General features: G+C 36.3%; 11 protein-coding genes. 6 read left to right on the top strand and 5 right to left on the bottom strand.

Annotated features, from left to right (window positions below; genetic code table 11):
* Nucleotides 1-44 precede the first annotated feature (44 nt).
* The 3 genes from uxaC to kduI are packed head-to-tail and all read right to left on the bottom strand — an operon-like array spanning nucleotide 45 to nucleotide 3,090.
* Nucleotides 45-1,442, bottom strand: a complete 1,398-nt coding sequence (uxaC, locus tag FDY99_RS06775) for a glucuronate isomerase (protein WP_139420182.1) — start codon at nucleotides 1,440-1,442, stop codon at nucleotides 45-47.
* An 18-nt stretch (nucleotides 1,443-1,460) separates the two neighbouring features.
* Entirely contained in the window at nucleotides 1,461-2,243 is a 783-nt protein-coding gene (locus FDY99_RS06780; RefSeq protein ID WP_139420184.1) for a gluconate 5-dehydrogenase, read from the bottom strand.
* Nucleotides 2,244-2,253: 10 nt separating this feature from the next.
* On the bottom strand, nucleotides 2,254-3,090 hold the full coding sequence (kduI, locus tag FDY99_RS06785) for a 5-dehydro-4-deoxy-D-glucuronate isomerase (RefSeq protein WP_139420186.1): 837 nt from the start codon (nucleotides 3,088-3,090) through the stop codon (nucleotides 2,254-2,256).
* An 872-nt stretch (nucleotides 3,091-3,962) separates the two neighbouring features.
* Between kduI and FDY99_RS06790 the strand changes: the two genes are divergently transcribed.
* The 6 genes from FDY99_RS06790 (at nucleotide 3,963) to FDY99_RS06815 (ending at nucleotide 13,885) form a co-directional block, all read left to right on the top strand.
* Entirely contained in the window at nucleotides 3,963-6,959 is a 2,997-nt protein-coding gene (locus FDY99_RS06790) for a SusC/RagA family TonB-linked outer membrane protein (protein WP_139420188.1), read from the top strand.
* A gap of 10 nt (nucleotides 6,960-6,969) precedes the next feature.
* Entirely contained in the window at nucleotides 6,970-8,793 is a 1,824-nt protein-coding gene (locus FDY99_RS06795) for a RagB/SusD family nutrient uptake outer membrane protein (protein WP_139420190.1), read from the top strand.
* Nucleotides 8,794-8,946: 153 nt separating this feature from the next.
* Nucleotides 8,947-9,969, top strand: coding sequence for a pectinesterase family protein (locus FDY99_RS06800; RefSeq protein WP_139420192.1), 1,023 nt, complete (start codon nucleotides 8,947-8,949; stop codon nucleotides 9,967-9,969).
* A gap of 172 nt (nucleotides 9,970-10,141) precedes the next feature.
* Nucleotides 10,142-11,560 (top strand): pectate lyase, encoded by a 1,419-nt coding sequence (locus FDY99_RS06805; RefSeq protein ID WP_185148716.1) that lies wholly within the window; start codon nucleotides 10,142-10,144, stop codon nucleotides 11,558-11,560.
* A 48-nt stretch (nucleotides 11,561-11,608) separates the two neighbouring features.
* Nucleotides 11,609-12,613 carry a DUF4861 family protein gene (locus FDY99_RS06810; RefSeq protein WP_228448752.1) on the top strand — a complete coding sequence of 335 codons (1,005 nt, stop codon included), beginning with the start codon at nucleotides 11,609-11,611 and terminating at the stop codon, nucleotides 12,611-12,613.
* Between the two features lie 12 nt (nucleotides 12,614-12,625).
* The gene (locus tag FDY99_RS06815) at nucleotides 12,626-13,885 is read left to right on the top strand and encodes a glycoside hydrolase family 88/105 protein (protein ID WP_139420194.1); all 1,260 of its coding nucleotides are present in this window, start codon (nucleotides 12,626-12,628) and stop codon (nucleotides 13,883-13,885) included.
* A gap of 460 nt (nucleotides 13,886-14,345) precedes the next feature.
* Here the strand turns inward: FDY99_RS06815 and istB are convergent, their stop codons facing one another.
* Both istB and istA read right to left on the bottom strand, forming a co-directional pair.
* Nucleotides 14,346-15,083 carry an IS21-like element helper ATPase IstB gene (istB, locus tag FDY99_RS06820; RefSeq protein WP_139418563.1) on the bottom strand — a complete coding sequence of 246 codons (738 nt, stop codon included), beginning with the start codon at nucleotides 15,081-15,083 and terminating at the stop codon, nucleotides 14,346-14,348.
* Nucleotides 15,084-15,095: 12 nt separating this feature from the next.
* The gene (gene istA / locus FDY99_RS06825) at nucleotides 15,096-16,646 is read right to left on the bottom strand and encodes an IS21 family transposase (RefSeq protein WP_139419508.1); all 1,551 of its coding nucleotides are present in this window, start codon (nucleotides 16,644-16,646) and stop codon (nucleotides 15,096-15,098) included.
* Nucleotides 16,647-16,729 lie beyond the last annotated feature (83 nt).

Below are 16,729 nucleotides of genomic sequence, written 5' to 3' on the forward strand. Positions count from 1 at the left end.
GCGTAATCAGCTCAATCTGCGGGAGATTTTATTTCATTCGAAACTTAAAAATCGAAATAATTTTTAGCGTTATGATAACAGATATCGGAAATGGTTTTTCCAATTAATTCCATATCATCCGGCAATTCACCGTTTTTCATTTCTTCACCGAATAAGTTACAAAGAACTCTTCTGAAATATTCATGTCTTGGGAAAGAAAGAAAACTTCTTGAATCCGTTAGCATTCCAACGAAACAGCTAATTAATCCCATATTTGAAAGGGCATTCATCTGCTTAATCATCCCGTCTTTCTGATCTAAGAACCACCATCCAGAACCGAATTGTACTTTTCCTTTAATACTGCCGTCATTAAAATTTCCGATCATTGTTGCGAAAATCTCGTTGTCGGCAGGATTTAAGTTATATAGAATAGTTTTGGTGAGTTTATCTTTTCCGTCTAAAGCGTTTAATAATTTAGATAAAGTTTCAGCCTGAACGAAATCGCCAATAGAATCCCATCCTGTATCAGGACCTAAAATTCTGTGCATTCTTTCATTATTGTTTCTCAAAGCTCCCAAGTGAAACTGCTGAACCCATCCGAATTTGTGATATGTTTCGCCCAAGAATAATAAAATGGCAGTTTTGAACTGATTTACCTGTTTTTCGGCAATTACTTTTCCAGCTAATTTATCAGTAAAAATTGTTGAAACTTCTGTTTCTGAAGCTTCCTCGAAAGAAATATTGTTCAATCCGTGGTCGCAAAGTCTGCATCCGTTTTCGTGGAAATATTCTACTCTTTTTAGTAAAGCATCGCACAAAGTCTGGTAAGAATTGATTTCAATTCCTGCCGACTCGCCTAATTTAGAAATATAATCTGCGAAGTTATGGTTTTCAATTAAAATAGCTTTATCAGGACGGAAAGCTGTACTTACTTTAATAGAGAAATCGCTTTTCGCCAAATCCTGATGATAATTTAAAATATCTGTAGGATCTTCCGTTGTACACAAAGATTCTACATTCATCATCTTTAGCAAACCTCTTGTCGATTTTTCAGGAGTCTGAAGCTGAGAAGTGATATTTTCATAAATTTCTGAAGCATTGTTTTCATTCAACAATTCATCAATTCCGAAATATCTTTTTAATTCTAAATGCGTCCAGTGATACAAAGGGTTTCTTAAAGTATAAGGAACAGTTTTTGCCCATGCTTCAAACTTTTCTTTGTCTGAAGCATCACCTGTGATAAACTTTTCGTTTACCCCCATGGTACGCATCGCTCTCCATTTATAATGATCACCTGCAATCCAAACCTTTGAAATATTTTCGAAAACTGTGTCTTCTGCAATATCTTTAGGAATTAAATGGTTGTGATAATCAATAATGGGCTGTTTTTCAGCAAAATTGAAGTATAGCTCTTCAGCGTATTTATTTTGTAATAAAAAGTTATCTGTAATAAAAGATTTCATTTCTGTAAAATTCTTGTGTTACTCATTAGCAGGTTTCCCGATGGTCGCCAAAATTCCTCCATCAACGTAAATAATTTGTCCGTTGATAAATTTGCTTGCGTCTGAAGCTAAGAAAATAGCTGTTCCTGCAAGATCTTCCGGGTTTCCCCATCTTCCTTCCGGAGTTCTGCTGATGATAAAGTCGTTAAACGGATGACCGTCTACTCTGATTGGTTCTGTTTGAGATGTTGCAAAATATCCGGGTCCGATTCCGTTTACCTGAATGTTGTGTTTTGCCCATTCTGTTGCTAAATTTTTGGTAAGCATTTTTAGTCCGCCTTTTGCAGAAGCATACGCTACTACATTGTCACGACCAAGCTCACTCATCATAGAGCAAATATTAATGATTTTACCAGATTTTCTTTTGATCATGTGTTTCCCAACTAATTTGGACATGATAAAAGGACCGGTAAGATCTACATCGATTACTTTTCTAAAGTCTTCAACATCCATCTCAATTGCGGGAACACGTTTGATGATTCCTGCATTGTTGACCAAGATGTCTATTTTCCCATGAGTAGCTTCCATAAGGGCTACCTTCTGAGCTGCTTCACGTTCGTCTGTTACATCAAAAAGATAGCCTGTAGCACTATACCCTTTACTGTGGTAATAATCTAATGCTTCATCTAATTTTGATGGAGTTGTACTTGTGATTGCCAGTTCAGCACCTGCTGCAGCAAGACCTTCAGCCATTGCCATTCCTAATCCGTGAGTTCCGCCTGTAACAACGGCAACTTTACCGGATAAATCGAATAAATTCATGTAGAAAAAATTACTTTAGTTCGTTAGTTTTAACAGCGTCCATATCGCCATAATCCATATTTTCTCCTGCCATTCCCCAGATAAATGTATAGTTGGAAGTACCAACTCCTGAGTGAATAGACCATTCCGGAGACAAGACCGCTTCATTGTTTTTCATAAAAATATGACGCGTCTCATTCGGCTGACCAAGAAAATGACTTACCGCCTGACCTTCTTCCAAATCAAAATAAAAATAAGCTTCCATTCTACGGGTATGCGTGTGAGAAGGCATTGTGTTCCAAACACTTCCTTCGTGCAGCTCGGTCATTCCCATTTGTAGTTGGCAGGTTTCTAATACGCTGTTTACAATCAGTTTATTAATTGTACGTCTGTTTGCGTATTTTGTCTCACCTAATTCTACAATTTCAGCTTCGTTTTTAGTGATTTTCTTTGTAGGAAAAGTGTGATGCGCCGGAGCTGAGTTGAAATAAAATAAAGTCTGACCCTCATTTCCGTTTTCAAAAACAACATCTTTTTCGCCTTTTCCGATGTATAAAGCTTCTTTGTTTCCAAGCTCGAAAACCTCTCCGTCGACAGTTACCTTTCCGGCAGCGCCTACGTTGATGATTCCTAATTCTCTTCTGTCTAAGAAGTTTTGCGCTTTCAGATCATCGGTTGGCTCCAGTTTCAATGCGCTTTTTACAGGCATTACACCACCTACAATCATTCTGTCGTACATAGAATACACTACATTGATCTGATCTTCATTAAATAAATCATTCATCAAAAACTCCCTTCTCAGGTCTTCAGTTGTATATTTTTTTACATCTTCAGGATGATGGGCGTAACGAAATTCTGATTTTGTCATACTCTAGATTTTAAACTTAAATTATGGTTTTTAAAAACCTGTTAAACATTGCGTAATCGATTGCATTAAATTACACTAAAATTCCACAGAAATACTTGTCGATAAATATATAGATTATATGTATTCGGTTAACAAAAAATTAATTTTAATTTATAATTAACTAAAAATCAATTATATAAATTTTAAATTAATAACAAAAAACTTAAAATAAAGAAGTAAAAGTGTCAGATTTTTTTACAGAAATGCAATGTAACGACTGTAAAAAATAAAAATCATGCCAAATATTTTAACACAACCCCACTAAATATATTATATATAAGGATAAGATTAAATTAATACACATTGTTTGTTAATTTAAGTGAAAAATTATCATTTATAAAATACACAAGTTTTTCTGAATGAAAAAGATGATAAAAATCAGATGTAACTATAAAAATTACAGTTTGGATATGCTTTTTGGGAGTTTTTGGAAGCTTGAAATACTCTTATTTGCGCTGATTTCTTATCATTATAATCATTAAACATCAAATTATTTTCACATTTTTCAATCTTTAAAACAAATAATAAAACTAACCACAAAGCACTGAAAATCAAAATAATAAAACAATAAACAAGCTTAACATTTTATGTTTATTAACAAATTAAACAGTCAAATTAATAGAAAAATAACATTTTTTTCTTTGCGTAATGGAAAATAATATTAGTTTAGGAGCTAAGATATTTTATTAAGAATAATTACGCAATCGATTGCACTCAGAAAAGCGTACATCATTAAAATATTCCTAGAAACAGAATACTTAAAAATCCACAAAAAAATTAGGGAAGTTATTGGCTTCTCAAACCACACATTAAACTATATAAGGATACAATAAATGGATAAAAAGGTACAATCAATAAAGTGGTTATATTTAACTGTTTTTCTGCTTCCCGTACTTGCTATGGCTCAGGAAAAAGAAACCAAGATTGACGAAGTTGTCTTGGTAGGATATACTAAAGTTTCTAAAAAAGATGTTACTAACTCCGTATCTTCTGTAAAGGCTGAAGCAATCAAAGATATGCCATCAACCAATGCTGCCGAAGCAATTCAGGGAAGAATGGCAGGAGTACAGGTTTCATTAAGTGAAGGCTCACCCGGAGCCGATGTAGACATTGTCATCAGAGGAGGTAATTCTATTACAGGAAGTAATGCTCCCCTTTACATTGTAGATGGAGTTCAAATGGATAATGCACTATCTATTTTATCTCCAAAAGAAATTGAATCTATTGAAGTTTTAAAAGACGCATCTTCTACCAATATCTACGGAGCCAGAGGAGCCAACGGTGTTGTTATGATCACCACAAAAGGAGGTCGCAAAAGAGCAAAAACATCAATTAATTATAATGGATTTTTAGGGGTAAGGAAAATTCAAAATACGATCGATGTATTAGATCCGTACCAATATGTGCTGTATCAATATGAAGTATATAATAAAGGTGGAGTTCAGACGGATATTGATGCTTTCAAGGCAAGATATGGAACTTACGACCAGTTAAGCAAATACAAAGACGTACAAAAAAGAGACTGGCAAGACGAGGTTTTTGGGAGAGAAGCATTTAACTTTACTCATAACCTTGCTGTCACCGGAGGATCTGACAATTCATCTTTCGCATTATCTTTAAATAATGTAGAGGAAGATGGGATTATGATTGGATCTGGTTTTAAAAGAAGCATGCTCAACTTCAAATATGATTATGATATTTCTAAGAAATTAAATTTCACTTTAAATACAAGATACAGCAGACAAACCATCTTCGGAACAGGAACCTCATCTACAGGTTCACAAAGTACCAACCGACTAAGGAATGCAGTAAGGTATCAACCATTTGAAGGAGGATCTAACGTAAACGTTGATGATTTTGATCCTTTATTTGCAAATGAAACCAATCTTGTAAATCCTATTCTTTTAGCGAACAATGAGATTAAAGAAAATGGAAGAAATGACTTGTTATTAAACGGAACTTTAGAATATAAAATCAGCAAAGATTTTACTTTCAGGAGTGTTATCGGATATTTGCAGAGGGATGAATATATTAATCAGTTTTCGGGAGCCATAACTTCTGTGGCAAGACAGAATAATGATCAACCGGTAGTTGTTTTAAACAAATCTCAAACAAGAAGAATTACCAATACTAATACTTTAAATTATAGAAAGACATTTGGAAGTCATAAATTAGATCTATTAGTAGGACAGGAAATCGTAAAAACAGATGGAGAATCATTAGGAATGACTATAAAATGGTTTCCAAAATCTATAAGTGCTGAAGAAGCATTTGCTAACATTCAGTCGGCTTCTCCTCCAGGTGGGTTGGTACAAGATGCTCCTAAAGCAGGAAGAAACCCTGACCGATTGGCATCATTTTTTGGTAGAGCCAACTATATCTTCAAAAATAAATACATCCTTACTGCTTCCATGAGAGCCGATGGTTCAAGTGTTTTTGGAGCTGGAAATCAATGGGGCTACTTCCCTGCAGCTTCTGCCGCTTGGAAAATTACTGAAGAAAATTTCTTAAAAGAAAGCCAAACCATCAGTGAATTAAAACTTCGTTTAGGATATGGTCTTTCTGGAAATAACAGAATCGGATCTTTCTTATATGATACTTTCTTCACAACGTCATCTGATTATGGATATGCTTTTGGCACCAATGTAACTCCAGGTGCTACAACAGGAAATATCTTAGCAAACAAAAATGTGACTTGGGAAAAATCTGCTTCTAAAAACCTAGGTTTAGATTTTGGCTTATTTAAAGGAAAAGTATATGGAACTTTAGATGTTTATCAAACGGATACCAAAGACTTATTACTTTTAGCTCAAATTCCTAAAGACAGAGGTTACGAATATCAATATCAAAACTCTGGAAGTACTACGAATAAAGGTATTGAATTCTCCATCGGAAGTGCTATCATTAACAAGGAAAATTTCACTTGGAAAATGGATGCGAATATCTCTTCAAACAGAAACACCATTAAAAGTTTAGGAAATAATGCATCTCCAAGTTCTTTTTCTTACCTGTACCCTTCAGGTTGGCAAAACAGCTTGAATGACTTCTTAGTACAGGTTGGTAAGCCAGTAGGTACTTTTTGGGGATATCAAACAGCAGGAAGATATGAAGTAAGTGATTTCGATTATAATCCAGCAACGCAGGTTTATACACTGAAAGCAGGTATTCCTAGCTCTGCAGCCGCTGCAAACGGAGCAAAACTAATACAACCTGGAGATCTTAAGCTTCAAGATTTAAACGGTGACGGTATTATTGATAATAAAGATATGACCGATCTAGGAAATGCCCAACCTAAATTCTATGGTGGTTTTAGCCAGAATTTCCGTTACAAAAACTGGGATATGAGCTTAATGTTTAATTTCTCTGTTGGAAATAAAGTGTATAACGCTAACAAAATCGAATATTCAACACAATATTTATACAAAGACAATAACATGTTAGCTGAAGTGGCCGACAGATGGAGATGGTTCGATGATGCAGGTGTAAAAGTAAATGACCCAACAGCTTTAGCTGCATTAAATGCCAATACAACAGGATGGACTCCACCTGCAGGTGCTTATTTCTTACATTCGTATGCTATTGAAGACGGATCTTTCTTAAGACTAAACAACGTAACTTTAGGGTATTCTCTTGGAAAAGAATTTACTAAACAATTAGGACTTTCAAACTTCAGACTGTATTTCACAATGAATAATGTCTTTACCATTACTGGTTATTCAGGATATGATCCAGAAGCTAATACCAGAAGAAATCCTTTAACACCTGGTGTAGATTATGCCGCTTATCCAAGAAGCAGATTTATCTTATCAGGAGTTGACATCACTTTTTAAACCTAATATTATGAAGAAGAATAAATTTTTAACAATACTATTTGCTGTTGCAGGAGTAATATCTTTAAACTCTTGTGATGATTACCTGGATGTAGAAAGCTTATCTAATACAGCCGAAAAACAACAATTTGACTCTGCTCCAGACACTTTCTCCGCTTTGGTAGGCGTTTATAACGCTACTATGGGTGACAATACCTATGGCCAGAGAATGAACTTAATCCTTACTCAATCAGGTGACGATTTAAGAACTTCTGGTGATTATAACGCGAATGACAGAAGAGGAATTAGTTGCTTCGGCGCAATTCCTACAAATACTGAGCTATTAAGACCTTTCTTAGATACTTATGCCGGAATTGAAAGAGCGAATCTTGTCATTAAAAACATCCCGCTTTCACCAGTGATGCAAACTGGTTCAGCAGCAGATAAGACGTTAATGAACAGATATTTGGGCGAGGCTTTAACATTGAGAGCCCAATTCTACTATGATCTTATAAAAAACTGGGGCGATGTACCTTTCCAAGATGTACCTTCAGCCTATCTTCCTGACTTGTATCTTGCAAAAACGGATAGAGATATTATTTATGATAAAATTCTTGAAGATTTGCTTAAAGCTGAAGCTCTTGTACCTTGGAGATCCGAAGGAGGAACTACTGCACAAAGAATTTCAAAAGGTGCAGTTAAAGGTTTAAGAGCCAGAATTGCTTTAGCAAGAGCAGGATATTCTTTAAGAAGAAATCCTCAACAAATGCTGCAGGGGTCTAATCCTCAGAAATATTACCAGATCGCTTATGATGAGTGTAAAGACATTATCAATTCTGCTCAGCATCAGCTTAATCCTAGCTATGAAGGATTATTCAGATCATTACATACCAATTCTCAGGATGCTACGAATGAGGTGATCTATGCGATCGGAGCTTTCGGAGGAAACTCAAGAACAGACAGTAAAATCGGTTACTATAACGGTTTAAGACATGATGATACCGATTGGAAATCTTCAGGTGGAATCAGTGCAATTCCTGTTTATTTTTATGAATTTACAAAATATGATCTAAGAAGAGATGTTAACATCGCCATCTATAGAGTAAATACTACAAAACAGGAAGAGCTTCAGACATCTATCAACTGGAATGACGGTAAATTTAGAAAATCTTGGACCTCAATTACAGGAACATCTCAAAACTTAGGGATCGATTGGCCAATGCTTAGATATTCAGATATTTTATTAATGTTTGCAGAAGCTGATAACGAATTACACGGTGGTCCATCTGCCGATGCGATCAATGCAGTGATGGCAGTAAGACAAAGAGCCTATGCAGGTAATTTAGGTCAGGTAGGAACGATTCCAACTGGTAAAGCAGCTTTCTTCGATTATATCGTGAAAGAAAGACAGCTTGAATTTGGTGGTGAAGGATTAAGAAAATATGATCTTATCCGTTGGAATTTATTAGAAACTAAAATTAATGAAACAAGAGCTAAGCTTACCCAGTTCATGAATGGTACGGGAGCATATGCAAACGTTCCTGAATATATTTTCTACAAAAAGCCAACCTATGTTCCAACAAAAACGGCTCAACAAAATGTATTAGACATTGATTTCTATACAACTGCAGGAGTTGCAAAAGCAGATATTTTCTACAGTCCAAATCAATCTGTTGCTACACCATCAGGTTATACAAAAGTAAACTGGAGATTAGCAATGACTCAGCCATACATAAGTGGAGATCCTATCAAGAGTTATGCATATTATTTCCAGCCTAACAGGAAAGAGCTATTACCATTAGCATTAGACGTTGTAAACTCTAATTATAATCTTACCCAAGATTATGGTTATTAGTAAAAATATACATTCATATTAATTAATTTTCAGTACAGACTTCCTCCTTTTTCGGGAGAAGGTCTGTACTTTTCTTCAAAAAAAATTTAGAAAAGATTTTTAAAAGTTGAAATTTCAGCCTATCAACTGACAACTAAAAACGATCAACAACTTATGCAGTTTTCAGGTTTAAAAAATAGTACATTCTTCTTTATTTTTTCAGTAGTCATAATTAGTCTTCTTTCTTTCAAAGCTAATGATGAAAAAACCATCATCGTTTCGAAAGACGGAAAAGGAAATTTTACGACTATTCAACAGGCAATCGACGCTGTTGAAGAAGGAACATCGGTAAGAACAAAAATTATAATAAAACCAGGAACCTACAGAGAAAAAGTTACTGTCACTGCTACAAAAAGCCCAATAATTTTAATCGGTGAAAAAGCAGATAACACGATTTTAGTTTACGGCGATTATGCTTCAAAGCAAAACGCAGAAGGCAAAAATATAGGAACTACAGGTTCATCTACTCTATTTATTTTTTCAGATAATTTTTCAGCAAAAAATATCACCTTTCAAAATGATGCAGGACCAGTTGGGCAAGCCGTTGCTGTTCTCACCACAGGAGACAAAATTGCTTTTGAAAACTGCCGATTCTTAGGATTTCAGGATACTCTATACACCAAAGGAACTCAGGATAACCCGGATAAGAGCAAAACTTCCAGAAATTATTTTAAAAACTGCTACATCGAAGGAACTACAGACTATATTTTCGGAGCTGGCACTGCCGTTTTTGAAGATTGTACAATATATTCCAAAAAAAATGCATCTTATGTTACTGCTGCCTCTACTCCGGAAGGAGCTGAGTTTGGTTACGTATTTATTAACTGTAATTTAACAGGTGATGCATCAGCAAATTCTGTATATTTGGGAAGACCTTGGAGACCTTTTGCAAAAACAGTTTACATCAATTGTGCAATCGATTCCACAATAAAAAAAGAAGGTTGGCATAACTGGTCTAAACCTGATGCTGAAAAGACAACTTTCTATGCAGAATATAATTCAAAAGGAGCCGGAGCAGATTCCTCAAAAAGAGTTTTCTGGTCTCATCAGCTAACGAAAGATCAGGCTAAAAAATATTCAGCAAAAAATATTTTGAAAGGAAAAGACAACTGGAACTTTACAAAAAGTTTTAAATAAATTATTTTTTCCGTGAAAAATTAAAAGTTCTCTTCTTTTGAAACTGTAATCAATCCCATAGGGATTTGCTGTTAATAGAAAAAGTAAATGTAAAAAACGAAGCTCCGTAGGAGCGACCTGTCAATTTATTATATTTTAAAAATTCAATGAAATAAAATTTTAATTATTTTAAATGAAATTCAGTCTAAAACATAAAATCTTTACCACTGGCATTTTTACAATGTTCGTTTTGTCGGTTTCGGCTCAGGAGAAAACGTTGAGTTTCCCTGGCGCAGAAGGTTTCGGAAGATACACAACTGGAGGAAGAGGCGGAAAAGTTTTATTTGTAACAAAATTGACAGACGACGGTTCAGAAGGAACTTTAAGATATGTTTTAGACCAAAAAGGAGCAAGATATATTGTTTTCAAAACAGCAGGAACGATCTACTTGGAATCTCCATTAAAAATAAAAGAAGGCAATGTCACCATTGCCGGACAAACTGCTCCAGGCGACGGAATTACCATTGCCAACTACGAAACTTTTGTTGCGGCAGATAACGTAATTATTCGTTTTTTACGTTTCAGAATGGGAGATCAGAAAAAATTTGAAGGTGATGCATTAGGGGCAAGATTTATAAAAAATTTAATCGTCGATCATTGCTCAATGAGTTGGTCTACCGACGAGACGGTTTCTATTTATGTGAATGAAAATACCACACTTCAATGGTGCATAATTTCAGAAAGTTTAAGAAATTCTGCCCATCAAAAAGGCGCTCACGGATACGGCGGAATTGCAGGTGGAAAATTCGCTTCTTTTCATCATAACATGTATGCTCATCACGACAGCAGAAATCCCAGATTGGGTGAGTATGCAGGAAGTAAATTTGCATTGACCGATTTAACTGATTTTAGAAATAATGTCATTTACAATTGGGGACACAACAATGTCTACGGCGGTGAAGGAATGAATGTAAATATGGTTAATAATTACTATAAACCAGGTCCCGCATCGATGAACAAAAAAAGAATTGTAGCCATCGATAAAAACGAAAAACCTGAAACCGAAGTTTACAACATTTGGGGTAAATATTATATCAACGGAAATGTCTCTGAAGAAAATCCTGATGTAACCGCAGACAACTGGAATGCAGGCGTTTTTAATCAAATGAAACCTTCTTACAATTTGACTGATGCTGATAAAAATTCAATAAAAATAAATCAGCCACACGATATTCAGAATAATGTAAAAACACATTCCGCAAAAGAAGCGTATGAAAAAATATTGCAGATTGGCGGGGCAAGTTTAGTGAGAGATGTAATAGACATCCGTATTTTAAAAGAGGTAAAAAATGGTACTTTCACATATAACGGTTCACTTGGAAGTAAAAACGGGATCATCGATTCGCAAAATGATATCGGTGGGTTTCCAGATTTAAAACCCGGAAAACCCCTACTCGATTCAGACAACGACGGAATGCCCGATGAATGGGAAAAAACACACAATCTCGATCCTAAAAAAGCCAATGCAAACGGAAGAGATTTAGATAAAAATTATGATAATATCGAGGTCTACATAAATGACCTTGTTAAAAAAATAACCGATAAACAGTAGAAAGTCACTGAAATTTTTAAGTAAATGGTTATCTAAAACGAAAGAATTATGTCAATAAAATTAAACATATTCAAAATCATATTAACTGGAGCAGTTTTTGCGACCAATATGTCATTTGCTCAGCAAAATGTAATTGAAAAAATACGCAAAAATCCTAAAACACCCTTTTCGTATGCCGAATTATCGATAAAAGAAGGCGGAAAATGGCAGGGAAACGAATACATCGGCGGAACTTTTAAAAACGTAAATGAGTTAACGCTTCCTGCAGAGCATACCGACCATTCTTACTACATCAGATACGAAGGAATTGGTTTAGAAAACAACCAAATCGGTTACAGACTGTATCTGGATTGGAGAAATGCTACAGATATTTTTGGTAAAAAAGTAAATACTTTGGTTTTGCCTGAAGTCGGTCAGGATGGTTTTGAAACATATCATCATGATGCAGTTTGGGGGCAGGATATTTTGAAATCAGGTCGCACCATCGGAATCGGTTCTTACGGAAGATATGATGACCAAAATGATTTTGTGGAAACTTTTAAAACCGTAAAAAGCACGACCGCAAAAGTTTTTAATGAAAATGATAAATCTTTTGCAACCATCGATTACAAAGGTTGGAAAACTTGGGGAAAAGCGGTTGATCTTCAATCGAAACTGACCATTTTCAACAAAGATCGTTTTGTAAAAGTTGATTTAAGTTTAGATCAAACGCTTTCAGGTTTATGCACAGGAATTGTCGCTTTCAAAGATATTCCAATGAAACAGGGAATCAGCAAAAACAAAAAATGGGGCTACATTGCTACTTACGGAACGCAGACTTTAGCAAAAAAAGAAGACAATCTTGGGATGGTGGTATTCTACCCCATCGAAAGTTTTGATAAATCTGTGAAAGCAAAATCTACGCATATCGTCGTTTTTAAGAAGACAAAAAATGTTTCATATTACTTTATGGGGGCTTGGTCGCAAGAACCAAACGGAATTAAAACCCAAGCAGAATTCTATAAAGATTTAGATAAAAAATTAGAAATTTTAGATAATAACAATCAACTTTAAAATTGAATGACAATGAGTTTTATTGATCAAAAATTAAAAATATATGCAGTTGCAGTTTTAAGTTCAGGAATGTTCTTAGCTTGTGCTCAAACAAAAACGACAGTTGCCTCAAAACCAGCAAAAGAAACTTCACAATCAGGAAAAGTAGTTCCAACTAACCTAAAATGGTCTGAAAGAATGATGCTTTCAGAAATGCAGAGATTTCCTGAAGCATGGATGCTCGATTTCAGCAAAAGCCCAAAGTGGACGTATCCTTCAGCAATCGTTTTGGATGGAGCCGAGCAACTTTATATTAAAACTGGCAAAAAAGAATACTACGATTACATAAGTGAATTTGGAGAAAAACTGATCAAAGAAGACGGTACCATTCTTACCTACGATATCGAAAAATACAATATCGATATGTTGAATAGCGGAAACGTATTGCTTTATCTTTATGAAAAAGAGAAAAAAGAAAAATACCTGAAAGCGCTACAAACACTTCGTTTGCAAATCGAAGGACAACCAAGAACTAATGAAGGTTCTTTCTGGCATAAAAAAATATATCCTTATCAGGTTTGGTTAGATGGTCTTTATATGGGAATGCCTTTCTACACGCATTACACAAAAGATTTCACCAAAGGTGCAGATGCAGCAAAAGCCTATGATGATATCGTTTTCCAGTTTGATTCTGTACAAAAAAATCTTTTAGACAAAAAAACAGGATTGCTTTATCACGCTTGGGATGAAAGTAAGGAACAAGCTTGGGCAAACAAAGAAACCGGCCTCTCGCCTAATTTTTGGGGAAGAGCAATGGGTTGGTACGGAATGGCAATGGTAGACGTTCTGGATTATTTGCCAGAAAATCATCCGGGAAGAGCAAGAATTATTTCTTACATAAAATCTTACTCTGACGCTGTTATTAAATATCAGGATAAAAAATCTGGTCTTTGGTATCAGGTTTTAGATAAGCCATTAGCAAATGGTAATTACGAAGAAGCAACGGCTTCAGCAATGTTTGTTTACACGATGATTAAATCGGTTAACAAAGGTTATCTTCCAAAATCATACAAAGTAGCTGCTAAAAAAGGCTACGACGGGATCATCAAAAACCTGATTACAGTTGATGAAAACGGTGTCGTAAATTTAAATAAATGTTGTGCTGTTGCCGGTTTAGGAGGAAAACCTTACAGAGATGGTTCTTATGAATATTATGTCAATGAAGAGATCCGTTCTAATGATGGAAAGGGAACAGGACCATTCATTTTGGCAAGTTTAGAATTTGAGAAGTAGAATGAATATTTGGGCAGCTTTATCCGCCTTCCACTCCCGCTTTTTTCTGAAAAATCTCCAGGGCTTTTCCCCACATCATTTTTCAGAAAAGAGCTACGTTCAAGTCGGGCTGCATGCAATTCAACGTATAAAAAGTTTCAAATTTTTGGAAAAAGCGCTGAAATTTAAAACATCAAGCCTTTGCTGAGTGAAACGCCTTTGCGAACTTAAAAATATACATCAAGTTTTAAAAAAATCTTTGCGCTCTTTGCGTTAAAAACAAACCAGATCAAAAATCTGATTTTATGACAAACAAAATTTTAAATATACTTTCAATAACCACACTGTAAATTCCAGTGATATTGACCACCCAATTTCAATTCAAAGTGACCAGGTAATTTCGGTTTAAATTGACCACCCTTAAATTTGATAAAAACTCTTGTTTTTCATGTGTCAATTAGTATTCAAATATAATAAATAATTACTCCCTGTTAACTCCTCTCTTTTTTCTCATAGATTCCCCCTGGAGTTCCAGGCGGTGAGACTGATGTATAAGTCTGTCCAGAATAGCATCGGCAATGGTCTTTTCACCAATAATGTCATACCAGCCCTGCACCGGGATCTGCGATGTTACAATGATGGATCCGTTGTTGTGACGGTCTTCTATGATCTCCAGAAGGGTTATCCTGTTGGCACTGTCCAAAGCCTGAAGACCAAAATCATCAAGGATGATCACATCCTGTCTTTGTATTTTTGCAAGTTCGCGCAGGTATGACCCGTCTGCTTTTGCCATTTTTAGTTTGGCAAACAGCTTGGAAGTATTAAAATAATTGACCTTGAAGCCTTCGATACAGGCCTGATAGCCCAATGCGGTTCCCAGGTAACTTTTACCCACGCCTGTACTTCCTGTGATCAGGATGTTTTCATTTTTTTCTACGAACTCACATCCTGCAAGACGCATTACCAGATTACGGTCGAGATTGCGGGTGTCATCGAAGTTGATACTTTCAATACTGGACCTGTAATGGAACTTTGCATTTTTGATGCTTCGCTCTATGCGCCTGTTGTGCCTCTCATCCCATTCGGCATCGATGAGCATCGATATAAACTGGTCGAGGGTATAATGGTCTGTCCTTCCGCTTTCAATAGCGGTCTTAAAGGCATTGTGCATGCCGTAAAGCTTCATTTGCTTCATTTTGCTCACTGTCGGTTCGTTCATAACTGTTGATATTTAATGATAATATTGTTTTCCTCTGATGTTGCCGTGATCAGGCAGTTCCTGCTCCTTTTCTTCTTTTTCCGGATCGATCATCTGATCCAGATTGTTCTCCAATATCTTCTGTACGGTCTTAAAGCTGTAGATCTTAAAATCCAATGCCCGTTTACAAGCATTTATCAATCGCTCTCTTCCTACTTTCTTTTCGAACTTCAGGATTCCCAGGCAGCTTTTGTAAGCTTGCTCGGGATGATTCCGACTGTCGATAATTTGGAGGATATATTCTCCCACTGCAGTATCAATACTGTTTGCCCAATCGATAAAGCGGGCAGCACTCCATCCGGCCACGAACTGGTGGGTGCTGGCTAAATGTTCTGTAATGGTCGTGTAGACATAAGGCTTGTAATTGCGTCTGTGCATCGCGATCCTGTTGTATTTATAGTAGATCTCCACAGTGGAAGATGTGTATAGGATCTTGATCTTTTTCTTGATATACTGGTACGGAACACTGTAGTAGTTCTTATCCCGGCTCAACTGTACGTGCCCGTTCTGCATCACTGTTGCAAAGGATTGGTACCTGATCTCAAAACGACGCTCAGGCAGTGGGCGCAGCTGCTGCTTCTCGTCCTCCAGGAACAGCTCGTAGCGGGAGTAAGGGCGTCCTGTGAGCTTGCGTTTGTTATGAGAGTCCAACAGATCCCAGATCTCACTATTTAGTTCATCCAGGCCGCAGGATCCCTGTTGAAGGTTGGCGTAGATCCTTCTGTACAGGATCTTTACCGCTCCCTCTACCAAGGATTTATCCCTCGGTTTGTAAGCCCTGGCAGGCAAGATGGTCGTTTCATAATGTTCGGCCAGATCGGCCAGGGTCTCATTGATGGTGGGTTCAAAACGGCTGCTTTTGATCACTGCGGATTTTAAATTATCAGGAACGATCGCTGCCGGTGTGCCTTCAAAAAAGCGGATGGCATTTTCTACAGAACGTACAAAATCTTCCTTCTGCTGGCTCATAGAGGCTTCAGCATACGTGTACTGGCTTGCTCCCAGAATAGCTACAAAAAACTGAACTTCTTTAAGCTCCCCGCTTTCCTTATCAATAATGGAGAGTGTTTTCCCTGCATAATCGACATACATCTTATCACCGGATTTGTGATTCATATGCATCACCGGGTTCACACGCTTGCCCCATATCTTGTAATGATGCCGGAACTGTGAACTCTGAAAACCATCAGGATGCAGTGCAAGATATTGCTCCCACATATGATGGATAGTGATTCCTACCTTTTTGAGCTCACGTTCCATCTTTGGGAAAAAATCGTACAGGGACTGTAGTTTGGGGCTAATGGACTCCGCGGTGGTATTGGAAAACAAAAGTTCCAGCTCGGCATCTGTCTTGGCATTGATCGCATCAAGGTTTAAGCCCAGAATCTCATACAATGAGATGTATTTTTTAACGGTATTTCTGGAAAGGGATAAATAGCTGCTTATAAATAACTTGCTCTTTCCAGTGCTGTAGAATTTTATGACTTTTCTAATTTTACTCATGTCTGTTATTTTATTTGCCATAATCCGCTTTTTTTAACGAATGTATGACGCTAACATCATGAAAAAATCAAGTCGTTTTTATCTCAAATATAACCCAGATAACA

This window comes from Chryseobacterium mulctrae (assembly GCF_006175945.1).
GTDB classification, from domain to species: Bacteria; Bacteroidota; Bacteroidia; order Flavobacteriales; family Weeksellaceae; genus Chryseobacterium; species Chryseobacterium mulctrae.